The 12443-nt window shown below is 72.4% G+C and carries 8 protein-coding genes and 2 riboswitches; of the genes, 4 read left to right on the top strand and 4 right to left on the bottom strand.

Annotated features, from left to right (window positions below; genetic code table 11):
* Positions 1-21: 21 nt before the first annotated feature.
* A complete protein-coding gene (locus ACFWXQ_RS03795; protein ID WP_383946541.1) occupies positions 22-1326 on the bottom strand; it encodes a hypothetical protein in 1305 nt (434 codons plus the stop codon).
* Between the two features lie 183 nt (positions 1327-1509).
* Between ACFWXQ_RS03795 and ACFWXQ_RS03790 the strand changes: the two genes are divergently transcribed.
* From ACFWXQ_RS03790 to ACFWXQ_RS03780, 3 genes are all read left to right on the top strand, one after another.
* The gene (locus ACFWXQ_RS03790) at positions 1510-2442 is read left to right on the top strand and encodes a catalase family peroxidase (RefSeq protein WP_383946544.1); all 933 of its coding nucleotides are present in this window, start codon (positions 1510-1512) and stop codon (positions 2440-2442) included.
* 230 nt (positions 2443-2672) lie between these two features.
* Positions 2673-3518: an SGNH/GDSL hydrolase family protein gene (locus ACFWXQ_RS03785; protein WP_383946584.1), complete on the top strand. Its 846-nt coding sequence runs from the start codon at positions 2673-2675 to the stop codon at positions 3516-3518.
* 312 nt (positions 3519-3830) lie between these two features.
* Positions 3831-4003, top strand: a riboswitch (cyclic di-AMP (ydaO/yuaA leader).
* Positions 4004-4098: 95 nt separating this feature from the next.
* Entirely contained in the window at positions 4099-5541 is a 1443-nt protein-coding gene (locus tag ACFWXQ_RS03780) for a C40 family peptidase (protein WP_383946547.1), read from the top strand.
* Positions 5542-5647: 106 nt separating this feature from the next.
* Here the strand turns inward: ACFWXQ_RS03780 and ACFWXQ_RS03775 are convergent, their stop codons facing one another.
* The 3 genes from ACFWXQ_RS03775 to ACFWXQ_RS03765 form a co-directional block, all read right to left on the bottom strand.
* Positions 5648-6508 carry a DUF4394 domain-containing protein gene (locus ACFWXQ_RS03775; protein WP_189839424.1) on the bottom strand — a complete coding sequence of 287 codons (861 nt, stop codon included), beginning with the start codon at positions 6506-6508 and terminating at the stop codon, positions 5648-5650.
* Between the two features lie 209 nt (positions 6509-6717).
* On the bottom strand, positions 6718-10824 hold the full coding sequence (locus tag ACFWXQ_RS03770; protein WP_386267430.1) for a tetratricopeptide repeat protein: 4107 nt from the start codon (positions 10822-10824) through the stop codon (positions 6718-6720).
* 134 nt (positions 10825-10958) lie between these two features.
* On the bottom strand, positions 10959-11654 hold the full coding sequence (locus ACFWXQ_RS03765) for a glutathione S-transferase C-terminal domain-containing protein (protein WP_383946554.1): 696 nt from the start codon (positions 11652-11654) through the stop codon (positions 10959-10961).
* A gap of 209 nt (positions 11655-11863) precedes the next feature.
* Positions 11864-12009, bottom strand: a riboswitch (SAM riboswitch).
* Positions 12010-12288: 279 nt separating this feature from the next.
* Between ACFWXQ_RS03765 and ACFWXQ_RS03760 the strand changes: the two genes are divergently transcribed.
* Positions 12289-12411: a putative leader peptide gene (locus ACFWXQ_RS03760; RefSeq protein WP_383946557.1), complete on the top strand. Its 123-nt coding sequence runs from the start codon at positions 12289-12291 to the stop codon at positions 12409-12411.
* Positions 12412-12443: the final 32 nt, after the last annotated feature.

Raw genomic sequence — 12443 nt, 5'->3', positions numbered from 1 at the left:
ACACCGAACGGCGACGGAACCTCAGCAGAAGGCGGCCAGCACGGACGGCGAGCCCGACAGGCGCTCGTGGAGGGGATATCTCCGCCCGGGTTCAGCCTGTCGCCGCTGCGTGATGTCGGTCAGAAGACCGCCGAGCGCGTTCCGGGTGAGCGGCTCCACGAGCAGACCGGTCAGACGCCCGGCCTCGCCGAGGATGCCGTGCAGGTCCGCGCTCTCGGGGCTCTCGGGGCTCTCCGGGTCCGACGGCGGCACACAGGCGGTCAGTGCGAGTCCCGCCACCGCCCTGCGGTTTCGAGGAGAGGCCGGTGCCGACCAGACCTCCCGGAAGACGGTCTCGGCCTCGTCGAAGCGCGACTGACCGGCCAGGACCACGCCCCGCAGATTGGCGACGGCGGCCCTGAGGTCGTACGAGATGAGTTCGGCAGCGACCTTCTCCACTTCGGCCAGCCTTCCGTCCGCCGAGTCGAGGAGCCCCTCTCCCACATCGAGGAAAGCGAGCCGCAACGCCCGGTAGGCCCACCGCGAACGGGCGCCCATGGACCGGAAGATGCCGCTGGCCTCGCTCCACAGCTCCCGGGCCGCTTCCCTCCTGCCGACGCTCTCCTCGGCGTCGCCGCAGGCCGTGAGGCAGACCGACAGGGTGACGGGGTCGTCGATGGCCTTGGACACCTCGATGCCGATCAGCGCGTGCTCCCGTGCGGCGGCCGTGTCTCCCGCGTGCAGGCAGTACGTCGACCAGGCGTAGTGCAGGGCCACCCGGTCCCAGCCGAACTCCGTACCCACGATCCCCGCGTCCGCCGCCGCGAACCGGGCCTCCCAGCCCTCCTCGGCGGCAAGCCGCGCGTGCAGGGCCTCCCAGACCGGGCCCACGACGGCCAGATCCGGGTTGCCGGCACTCCGCCAGGAGTCTTCGTAACGCTCCTCGTATCTGAGCGCCATGTCGTGTCGTCCGGCGACATGGTTCAGCCAGGCCAGCCAGACGAAGACATAGGAGAGCGCCCACTCCTCCTCCGGCGTCGGCCGACGGGGATCGGACGAGGTCCGTACGGCCGTGTCGTAGGCGTCCAGGGTTCGGGTCAGCCTGTCGATTCCCTCTTCCTCGCGGCCGAGGATGTACCAGAAGTAGCCGAGCGTCGATTCGAGCCGCAGCGCGTCGGTGACCCGCGCGGTGCGCGTCATGAGTTCCGAGGCGACTCTGAGGTTCGCGGACTCCTCGGCGACACGGCGGGACCAGTGGGCCTGCTCCGGTGACGGCATGCCCTTGTGGCCCTGTCTGACGAACCCCAACGACCAGGCGATGAAGCGGTCCTGGGCCGACCCCAGCAAAAGCTGACGTCACGGACCTGCAGGATCCCGGAGACGAGTGAACCTGGCCCCGGAGTGGCTCGTAGACCGCATGTGGCGAGGCCTGCGAATGGCTCGTCGGAGGGCGGTCCGCCCCCTCACAAGCCTTGGGTCTGTTCGCTGCATGCCAGGGCTCCGTGAGTGTTTCGTCTTGGAAGGAATGACATGCCGAGCAGTTCCGCAGATCAGGCCCTGGCCGTCCAGGTTGTCGACAGCATGGAGCGTATGAGCGGGAGGCATCCCGGATACCGCCGGTCCAGTGCCCGGGGGGCCGGCTTCCGGGCCACCTTCACTCCCACCGGGGCCGCGGCCGCCCTGACCACGGCCGCGCACCTGCAGACGCGGACGGTTCCGGCCACCGTACGGTTCTCGAACTCCGAGGGAAATCCCCACACGCCCGACACCGCCCCGGTCACCCGCGGCATGGCCACCCGCTTCCACCTGCACGACGGGAGTGACACCGACCTCGTCGCCCTCACCGTCCCCCGGTTCGTCGCCTCGACGCCCGGGGAGTTCCTGGAGCTGACCGAGGCCCTGCGCCCCGACCCCGTGACCAACCAGCCCGACCCGGCCCGGGTGTACGCGTTCGTCGGTGCCCATCCCCACCTGGCCGAAGCCGTCGCACAGCAGCCGCCCATACCCGTCAGCTATGCCTCCGCCGCCTACTGGGCCATCCACGCCTTCATCTGGGTCGACGCGGCCGGCGGCAGGCGGCCCGTGCGGTACCGCTGGGAACCGGTGGCCGGACGCACCGACCTGACCGCGGCCGAGGCGGCCACCCGCACCCCGCACTACCTGACCGACGAACTGCACCAGCGCCTGGAGCACGCACCGGTGGCGTTCGAACTGCGGATCCAACTCGCCGAACCCGACGACCCCACCCACGACCCCAGCACCGTCTGGCCCGACCACCGCAAGGAGATCACCGCCGGGCGCCTGGAGATCAACGCCCCCGCCGACGACCAGGATCCCTGGAACACGCAGGCCTTCAACCCCACCCGCGTCACCACCGGCATCCAGCTCTCCGACGACCCCGTCCTCGCCTTCCGGGCCCACGCCTACGCCGAATCCCACCGCCGGCGCAGCCACAACCAGTAGAGCCCCGACCCATGTTGTCCCGCCCATGAGTGAACCTCCTTGATTCGTGCGGCGTTTGACGTGATGACAGCACAACGCCCCCGCACCCGGCACCTGTTGGCGGAGCGACTTGCGGAGTGACTCGACGAGCGCTTCGGGGGCCCGACGAATGGACGGACTTGAACAAGCAGACCAAGAGATCCCCCGGCCGACGAGGCCTGCTGCGCGGCGCCCTGGTGGGGTGTTGCGCGATGGCCCTGTCGACCGCGGGGGCGACAGCGGCGAGCGCCTCGGCACCCTCGACATCCACCGCGCGCACCGTGAACTACGTGGCCCTGGGCGACTCCTACGCCTCCGGCCCCGGCATACCGACCCAGGTCGACTCCGCGTGTGCGCGGTCCGACCGGAACCATCCGTCCCTCCTCGCGGCAGCGAGGAACTGGCAGCTGACCGACGTCAGTTGTTCGGGTGCCACGACGACGGCCCTGGCCGGCCCCCAGGGCGCGCAGCCGCCGCAACTGGACGCACTCGGCGCGGACACGGACGTGGTCACCCTGACCATCGGTGGCAACGACATCGGCTTCTCCAGAAATCTGGCCACCTGCGCCGGACTGACGTCCAAGGACCCGACGGGCAACCCGTGCCAGGCCTTCTTCACCAGCGGCGGCACCGACCAGCTGGAGCAGCGCGTCAACGACACCGCTCCCAAGATCGCCGCGGCGCTGGACGCCGTCCGGCAGCGGGCTCCGCACGCCAAGGTCCTGGTGGTCGGCTATCCCGACCTGTTCCCGGACGACGGGGTCGGCTGCACCGGCTCCGCCGTACCGCTCGCGGCCGGTGACTTCGCCTATCTGCGGGACACCGAGAAGAAGCTCAACGCGATGCTCGCGAGCCAGGCGTCGGCAAACGGCGCGGGCTACGTCGACACGTACACCCCGACGGTGGGACACGACATGTGCAAGCCGGCCGGCGAGCGCTGGATCGAACCCCTGGTCCCGGAGGGTCCGGCCGCACCCGCCCACCCCAACGCGCAGGGCCAGCAGACCATGGCCGCCACGGTGGAGCGTGCCCTCCACTGCCGCGTGTACCGCCGATGACCTGAGTGGGGCGTGGGCACCGGCGGTCCGGGGGAGAGCCGGTGCCCCGTCCCACAAGCGAGGATCGCCGTCCCGTGGCGCGCGCAACGCGCGTTCACGAAGCTGTACTTGCCCGGCGCGGGCGGCACGGGCGTCACGGCGGGAGTTGCGAACCGTGAGAAGTCGCCGAAGTCCGGCGATGTCTCGACCCGGTACGACGAAGGTCACAGTTATATATCGGACACTTCGCCCTTCAATCTTCACACGAGGTGCACATGTTGGCTAAGTTGACGGACAGGACGCACGACTCCCTCCGGTGAACCTCGCCGGGTCGCGCGGCCTCCGCCGAATTCGGTGGCCCTCGCGGCGACCGGAACCGGGGACCCAACCGAACTTTGGGGTGAATCGGCCCAACCGCCCGACAGGGCAAGGGCCGTAGGGCATACCTTCCGGATTCCTCGCCCGAACCCGACAGCTAACTCGGTAGGCGGAGCACGGAAGGAGTACGGCTCCCATCGCGCCGGAACGAACCACGCGCCCCGGAGGCAGCAACCTCCCGGGTATACCCCGGCCCGCCCTCGCGACGGCGGCCGCCACCTCAGTGGACCTCTACTCCTCGGCCGGCGGCTCCTCGCCCGCGCGAGAGGACGACAAGCCGAGTCGCGAAGAAGTCCAGCAGCGGATCAGCAGCCTCTACGACCAGGCAGAGACCGTCAGCGGGAACTACAACGCGACCCGGGCGATGAACTCGGGGCGCCCGCGCGAGCGTGTGACGCCCGGACCCGACGCTGGGCGTGGGCGCGCCGACACGGTTTCCGCCCCTGCCCCCGCTCTGAACGACCGCGCCAAGCAGTGGTTCGACGTCGGACGCTCGCAGCTGGGGCCCCTCATCCCCGCCGTGCTGCCGCCCGACAGGATGCCGGACCGCGGCCAGGCCGCGGCGCGGCCCAAGAGCACCGGTGACCGTCCGGGGGAGCGGTCGCCCGACCGTGCGCTGGAAGCGGCGGCCAAGCCCGTCCTGGAGCTGACCGCCGGACCCGGCGCCGCGACAGCCGCCCGGCCCGTGGCGGAGTTGACCGCGGGTCCCGTCGCCGCGCTGCCGGCCGTGCCCCAGCAGCGTCAGGACGCCACCGCGGTCATGCCCGCACTGCCCGCCGCTGATCCGCGGCAGCCGCTGAAGACCTCCAAGCAGCGGAACCAGAGCAAGCTCGCGAAGGCCCGTGAACTGCTGTCCGCGCACACCGCCCGGCGGAGCGCCCCGGTGGCGGCCATCGAACCCGCGCCGGCGGCGACCGCCTGGGCCACCACCGAGGGGCAGGGCTACCGCCAGGCCGAGGCCGAATGGTGGCAGCAGCAGTCGCAGCCGCAGTCGCAGTCGGCCGGTTTCGGCACGCACCTGTCCGTCGACGCCCTGGGCGGCCCGGACCTGACGCTCGGCATGGGCCTGCCCGCCGCTCCGGCTGCGGCTCCGGTTCCGTCCTTTGCTCCGGCTCCGTCAATCGGCATGGACCTGCCCATGGGACCGGACCTGTCGTTCGGTATGGCTCCGCCCGTCGACGCCCGTACGCCGGTCGGCACGGGCCTGCCCATCGGCTCGGACGGCGCTTCGAACCCCGGATACGCCACCTCGAACCCCGGATACGGCGCTACGACCCCCGGTTACGGCGGGTCGACCCCGGGATACGGCGGGAAGGCGGCGACAGCGGTCGACTTCGCCCGTGAGCAGATCGGCAAGCCCTGTGTGTGGGGAGCGATGGGGCCGGGCTCGTACGACTGCTCCAGCCTCACCCAGGCGGCCTGGAAGGCGGCCGGGGTCGCACTCCCGCGTGGCGTGAACGATCAGGCGACCGCCGGCATGGCGGTTCCCCTCTCCGACATCCGTCTCGGCGACCTGGTCCTCTTCCACGGGCACATCGGCCATGTCGGCATCTACAGCGGCAACGGCATGATGGTTCACGCGCCGAGCCCGGGGGCGGCCATCCGTGAGGAATCGATCCACTGGGCCGGCGAGTCGGCGATCCACAGCGTGATCCGGCCTGCCTGACCCTGACCCGGAGGCTGACCCGGAGGCCGTATCGGTGGGCGCGCGAGGCGCCGCCCGATACGGCCTCTGATCGTCTCGTTCCGGAGACGGCAGGTCTGCGAAAGTGTCAGCTCATGTCGAGCGAGACGGCGACATCGGTGATGGCTATGGGGAACTGGTCCACACTGGTCGTGGCTCCGGTGAGCACGTCGACGGTGTAGAACGTCGACGTCGAGGCACCGGCCGGGGTCAGGGTGGCGAAGGCCGTGTTCGAGATCGTCTTGCCGGCGCTCAGATCGCTGAAGATGTCGAAGCCCGCGTTGACACCGGCGTCGAAGCCGAGTGAGCCGGTCGGGACCAGCAGGCCGTTGGCGGGCGGCGACTGGATGACGACCTGGTCCGAAGTCGTGTTGATGTCGAACAGCGTCGTCGCGGTGGCCGAGTTCAGGTCGTTGTTGGTGTAGGCCGCTCCGGTGACACCGTGGGTCGTCGCCCCGTCCGTGGTCAGCGGGGTGTTCGTGGCGGTGCTGCTGTTGGCGAGGTTGTGCGCCAGGTTCTGACCGGTGTCACTGATGATCCGCAACCGGTCGGCCGCGGGGTTGAAGTCGACACCGAAGTTCGTGCCCTGCAGCGGAACACTGAGCTGCGAGACCTTGGTGACCAGCGGGTTCGGGACCGCGGGCGGGATCTGGACCGTGTAGATGCCGCCCTTGTTGCCGACCAGGTACAACAGTCCGTTCTGTACACGGAAGTCGAGCCCGACGACGGCGGTGTCGCCGACGAGCCCGTCGATGCGCTTGAACCAGTTGAGCGTGCCGGGGTCGTCGGTGTTGAACGCGGCCATCAGCGTACCGTCGGCCGAGATGCCGAACGCCAGCAGACGGGGCGGCGCCGCGTGGCTGGTGCCCGGCGTCGCCACGACGAGTGCCGCCATGGCGGACGCGGCCGCGACCGCCGCGGCCAGTCTCTTCTTGAGCCCTGCTTTCATCGCTACTTCCCTCTCGGTCGGCGTGAGCTTGAGCGTGGATGTGAGCGCGAGCGTGTGCTGTGTCAGAGGTGTTGCCGTCTGGTCCGCCCGGTCCGGCAGGCCGGATCGACAGGCGGCGACGGCAAGCTATGGGGCAGGACTGGACATCCACTGGACGGTGGTTGAACGACGGATCGGCGGATCGGCCGAACGGCGGGGGTTCCGCGGGCTCACGGCCCCGAAGTGGTCGACGACGCGGCGGCCGCCACCCATGGCCCCAGGGCCCGGCGTGCGCGCTCGGCGCCCGCGTGCGCCCGTGCCAACTGGTCGTGTTCACCGGTGACGGCCGCGACCGTCACCGCGGTGGAGTGGTGGTCGAGCGCCTCGTCGTGACGGCCACTGCCGTACAGCGCCTCGGCGAGGCCGTTGAGCGCCGACGCCTCGCCGTAGCCCTCCCCGTGCTCACGGAACAGTTCGAGGGCTTGCCGCTGACAGGTGACGGCGGCCTCGAACTCGCCCTGCCCCAGCCGGATGTCGCCGAGGCCGGACAGCGCGTACGCCTCGCCGCCGTGGTGCCCCAACTGCCGGAAGAGCGTGAGCGCCTGCTCCTGGCACTCGGCCGCGGCCTCCGAACGGCCCAGCCGCAGAAGGGCGTTGCCGAGGTGGGAGAGGGTGCGGGCGCGGCCGATCCGGTCGCCGGTCAGATCGTGCAGGGCGAGGGCCTGCCGTTGATGGTCGGCCGCCTGTCCGTACTCGCCCAGCCGTAGACAGACATTGCCGAGATTCGTGAGGGTGCGTGCCTGGCCCACCTGGTCGCCGGTCTCCCGGTAGAGGGCGAGGGCCTGTTGATGGTCGTGCGCGGCGTCGCGGAGGCTGCCCAGCCGCCAGTGGACGTTGCCGAGGTTGGACAGGGTTCTGGCGCGCCCCGCCAAGTCGCCCGTCCGGTGGTGCAGTTCGAGGGCCCGTACGAGGTGGTCCTCGGCCGAACCCGCGTCGGCGAGCCGCCAGTGCACGACCCCGAGGTTGGTCAGCGCGTGGGCCTGCCCGCCCAGGTCACCGATCGTCTCGGCGGCCCGCAGGGCGTGGCGGTGGATCTCCAGGGCCTCGGTGTGGTGACCGGAGTCGAGGTGGCGGAACAGCAGGGCGGCCAGCCGGACGGCGTGTCCGGGACTGCCGCGGTCCGCGGCCACCGCGCAGACGGCGGCCAGCGTCGGCCGCTCGGCGTCCAGCCAGGCCCGTGCCGCGTTCGCGTCGCCGGCGACGGGCGGGGCATGGTCGGAGGGTGCGACAGCGGGCCTGTGGTGCCGCTCGGCCGGGTAGAGCGTGTCCATGGCCGCCGCGGCCGTGCCCAGATAGTGGTCGAAGAGACGGACCAGCGCGGCCTGCCGATCGGCCTCGGAGTCATGCGTACGGGTCAGGCGGAACGCATAGGCACGCAGCAGATCGTGCGTGCCGAACCGACCCGGCCGGGCGGGCTCAAGGAGATGGGCCCGGGCCAGCAACGCCAGGGTCCCGGCGGCATGGCCCGGGCTCTCACTGGCATCCGAGGGCTCGCCGACCGGTACGACATCCGACGCGCGGGCGGACATCGGGCCTGGCGTCGGCCCTGACGTCGGGCCTGGCGTCGGCCCTGGCGTCCGGACCGGCGGGTGCTCCGGCGTGTGGTGCGGCGTGTGGTGCGGCGCGCTGCCCGGCGCCTGGCCCGGCGAGGCGCCGGGTACGTGCCCGGGTCTTTCGTCCGGCGTGGGGCCCGGGGCGTGGGTCGGTTCTTCGACCGGCACGCGGGTCGGTTCTTCGACCGGCACGCGGGTCGGTTCCTCGCCCGGGGTATGGGTCGGATCCTCGCGCGGCGCGCTGCCCGGCGCCTGGCCCGGCGAGGCGCCCGGCAGGTGCCCGGGTCTCTCGTCCCGCTTCTCGCCCGTGGCGTGGGTCGGCTCCCCGCCCGGCACGCGGGTCGGCGTCTGGCCCGGCGAGGCGCCCGGCAGGTGCCTGGGTCTCTCCTCCCGCGTGGGGCCCGGGGCGTGGGTCGGCTGTTTGCCTGGCACGCGGGTCGGCTTCGCGCCCGGGGCGTGGGCCGGCTCTTCGCCCGGCACGCGGGTCGGCTCCCAGCCCGGGGCATGGGTCGGATCCTCGCCCGGCGCGCTGCCCGGCGCCTGGCCCGGCGAGGCGCCCGGCAGGTGCCCGGGTCTCTCGTCCCGCTTCTCGCCCGTGGCGTGGGTCGGCTCCCCGCCCGGCACGCGGGTCGGCGTCTGGCCCGGCGAGGCGCCCGGCAGGTGCCTGGGTCTCTCCTCCCGCGTGGGGCCCGGGGCGTGGGTCGGCTGTTTGCCTGGCACGCGGGTCGGCTTCGCGCCCGGGGCGTGGGCCGGCTCTTCGCCCGGCACGCGGGTCGGCTCCCAGCCCGGGGCATGGGTCGGATCCTCGCCCGGCGCGCTGCCCGGCGCCTGGCCCGGCGAGGCGCCCGGCAGGTGCCCGGGTCTCTCGTCGCGCGTGGGGCTCGGGGCGCGGCTCGGTTCCTCGCCCGGCAAACGGGTCGGCGTCTCGCCCGGCACACGGGTCGGATCCCCGCCCGGCACGAGGGACGGTGATTCGCCCGGTGCCTCGCCGATCAGCGCCGCGACCGCGTGTGCGTCCGCCTCCGGGCCCGGGTGCAGGCTCAGTAGGCGGAAGGTGCGGGCGGCCGGGGCGGGGAGTCGTTCGTAGGACCAGGAGAAGACCGCCTCCACCGCCGCGCGCCGGTCGCCGCCCGCGTCCAGGAGGTCGAGCCGTCGCTGCTGGTCGGCCAGCTCCGCCACCAGGTCCGCCAGCCGTGACGACGGGTGGGCGACGGCGAGTTCGGCCGCGACCCGGAGCGCCAGCGGGAGACGCGCGCACTGTTCGGCCAGGGCGGCGGCCGGCCCCGGCTCGGCGTCGACACGCGCACCGACGAGCGTGCGCAGCAGGGCGACCGCGTCGGGCGGCGGGAGCGGGCCCAGAGCGATGCGGCGGGCGCCGTGCAGGGCCACCAGTCCCGTGAGGCTGTCCCGGCTGGTGACCACGACCGAACAGGCCGGCGAGCCGGGAAGCAGCGGGCGGACCTGTTCCTCGGAAAGGGCGTTGTCCAGGACCACCAGCATGCGCCGGTCGGCCAGTTCGGTCCGGAACCGGCTCGCGCGGTCGTCGACGTCGAGCGGGACCGCGTCACCGGGGACCCCGAGAACGGTGAGGAACCGAGTGAGGGCGTCGCCGGGAGGCATGGGGCGCTCCGGGTCGTAGCCGCGCAGGTTGACGTAGAGCTGGCCGTCGGGGAACCGGTGCCGCGTGCGGTGCGCCCAGTGCACGGCCAGTGCGGTCTTCCCCACTCCGGCCGTGCCGGAGACGACCGAGACGGCCCCGGCCGTCGGGCTGTCCGCCGCAGCGGCCAACAGTCGGTCCAGTGCGGACAGTTCGGGGTCACGGCCCGCGAAATCGGGTACGTCGGCCGGGAGTTGCGCGGGTAATCGGTGCGCCGAGGGCGGGTACGGGGGTACGTGGGCGGGCACCTGCGCGGCCAACTCGGCGGCACCTGCCGTGTCATGGCCGCCGCCGGGAGCGGAAGGCCGGGGGCGGCGGCGCAGCAGGGCGGCATACGCCTCGGCCAGCGCGGGGCCGGGGTCGACGCCGAGCTCGTCGGCCAGCCGACGGCGGCTCCGCCGGTAGACGGCGACCGCCTGGTCACGTCGCCCGACGGCCTCGTACGCCCGGATGAGCCGGGCCTGGGCGTCCTCGTCCAGCGGCTGCGCGACCGCGGCCTCCTCCAGGACGGGCAGCGCGTCGGCGCTCCGGCCCGCCGCGATCATGGCCTCGCCGTACTGGGCGACCGCACCACGATGTTCCTCCGCCAGCGCGACGACCATCGGGTGCGCGGAGAGGAAGGGCAGGTCCGCGAGGGGCGGTTGCTGCCACAGCCCGAGCGCCTCGGTCAGCAGCGCGGCGGCCCGCTCCTGGCCGCCGCCCCGGCCGTCCCGTCGTACGGTCACCGCCCCGGCGACCAGGGCCCTGAAGCGCAGCAGATCGATGGCGCCGTGCGGGACCCGCAGCGCGTAGCCGTCGCCGAGCCGGGGGAGCACCGCGCTCCGGGCGCGTGGTGGCCGGTCCGGTTCCAGCAGGTGGCGCAGGTGCTTGATGTGGGTCTGGACGACGTTCGACGCGGTCGCCGGCGGGCGCTCGCCCCACAGCGCGTCCGCGATCCCGAAGAACGGCAGTTGCTGTCCACGGGACACGGCGAGCAGGGCGAGTACCGCGCGGCGCTGGGGCGAACCGAGGTCGAGACGGGTGCCGTCCCGCCAGGCGCAGACCGGCCCGAGTACCTGAATGCGCATGCGTCCCCCGCCCGCCGTTTTACAACTCCCTCACTATTCCCTTTCTCTATCTCCCTCATCGGCATATCCGGAAGGGGTATTCCGGCCCACTGCCGCGCAGTTGTCACACCTGGCCGTGTGCCTGCGCTCAGCGGTCAGCGCTCGTCGACGGAGAGGTCCGGGTGATCGCCGAGGCGTCGTACGTACTCCTCGATGTGGCGGTACGCGGCGAGGGTGCCGGCCGCGTTGAAGTGGTCGAGGTGGGTGAGCGTCACCCAGAGGTCCCTGTCCGCGGTGCTGAGCTCATCGCCCAACACATAGGGGTGGCGGGCGAGTTGCCGGTCGAGCCGGTCCAGGGCGGACTCGCACGCTCCGTCGGCGAGCAGGCCGGCGAGGTCGCGGAGGATGTCGGGCGCGTGGTTGCTGACGACGCGTCCGCTCCAGCGGTCGCACAGCGCGGGTGCGGTGAGCGGGCCGTCGTAGTGGTGCCAGGTCGCCTCGTAGGCGCCGCGCAGCGATGCGAAGGCGTCCGGCGTCTCGGCGGGGAGCTTCAGGACCGTGGTGGTGAGCGAGCCCTTGAGGCCGAGCAGGTCGAGGACGACCGCCACACGCCCCGAGTAGGGACAGGCCTCGGACAGATACAGCTGATAGCGGTGCGGCGCCGGGTAGAAGCCGCCGGCGAGACCGACACCGATACGGCCGCGGAAGCGGTGCGGACGGGCGGCCGGACCGGGGACGGACGTACCGACGGCGGCCGCGCCGCGGCCGGACGAGTGGGCGGTGGCCGCACGGGAGGCCGTCGTCGTGAAGGTGTCAGGGCTGCTGGAACCGCGGGAAACTGTCTCGGGCATGACTCTCCAGGGGGACGCGGGGGCCCTGGCCGCCTCGTGGGCGCCAGTGGCGGAACGGAGTGACTGCGCTGCCGTACAGGTCCGGATCGGTCGGACGCGTAGCGGATCAGTAAGCGCTGGAGACACGCGACAAATCGATGTGCAGGCGCCTCGTCAAGCCGTTCCTGGACAATTCCCACCGGTCCTGCCGTCGGGGCTCGCGAGACGCGAGACCACGCTTGCCCCGCCGCTCCGGCGGAACCCGGTCGTCACCCGGGGCACCCCGTCGCGGTGGAAGGGTTGCCTGCCAGCGGGCCGGGGCCGATGACCGCACGAACGGGGAGTCCCCGCACGACGGGCGCTGGCAATCGTGACCGTCTCCGTCAGTGTTGATGCGCTCAGCGTGACCGTCAAGACGGCGTCTCAACAGCTGGGCAGCCGGCCGCCGGAGCCGCCGGACCGGCTTCGTCCCCTGTGATCCCCTGTGATCCCCTGTGATGAGGAGCCCTCAACAAAGATCTCCCTGTGGCAGGAAGAAAAGGCACAGCCGTACTGTTGTGCCCGTTGACGAGGAGGCGGTGCCCGATCGAGGGCCCGCGAACGCGAGGTCGGCCGGACGTCCGTCCGCCGGGCCGGAAGGGCGGAGGTGACGCAGGTGCGAGCGCGAACCGTGTCCCGCCGCAACGTCCCGAAGGCCGCCCCGCTCCATCGCGTACGCCTCTACTCCCGGCCGCACATCGACCTGCTGCGCGTAGCCGGCGCGCTCTGTTGCTCCTGACCTGTATCCCCCGCGGCCGCGCCCTCCGGTGA

The sequence above is a fragment of the Streptomyces sp. NPDC058697 genome (assembly GCF_042715345.1).
In the GTDB taxonomy this organism is placed as follows: Bacteria; Actinomycetota; Actinomycetes; order Streptomycetales; family Streptomycetaceae; genus Streptomyces; species Streptomyces liliifuscus.
The sequence above is the reverse complement of the archived record's forward strand: the minus strand, read 5'-3'. Positions and strand labels throughout refer to the sequence as shown.

Bases quoted from the DNA above. Each gene is read 5' to 3' on its own strand.
- ACFWXQ_RS03790 (WP_383946544.1), top strand. From the start codon at position 1,510: ATGCCGAGCAGTTCCGCAGATCAGGCCCTGGCCGTCCAGGTTGTCGAC.
- ACFWXQ_RS03785 (WP_383946584.1), top strand. From the start codon at position 2,673: ATGGCCCTGTCGACCGCGGGGGCGACAGCGGCGAGCGCCTCGGCACCC.
- ACFWXQ_RS03775 (WP_189839424.1), bottom strand. From the start codon at position 6,508: ATGAAAGCAGGGCTCAAGAAGAGACTGGCCGCGGCGGTCGCGGCCGCG.
- ACFWXQ_RS03770 (WP_386267430.1), bottom strand. From the start codon at position 10,824: ATGCGCATTCAGGTACTCGGGCCGGTCTGCGCCTGGCGGGACGGCACC.
- ACFWXQ_RS03765 (WP_383946554.1), bottom strand. From the start codon at position 11,654: ATGCCCGAGACAGTTTCCCGCGGTTCCAGCAGCCCTGACACCTTCACG.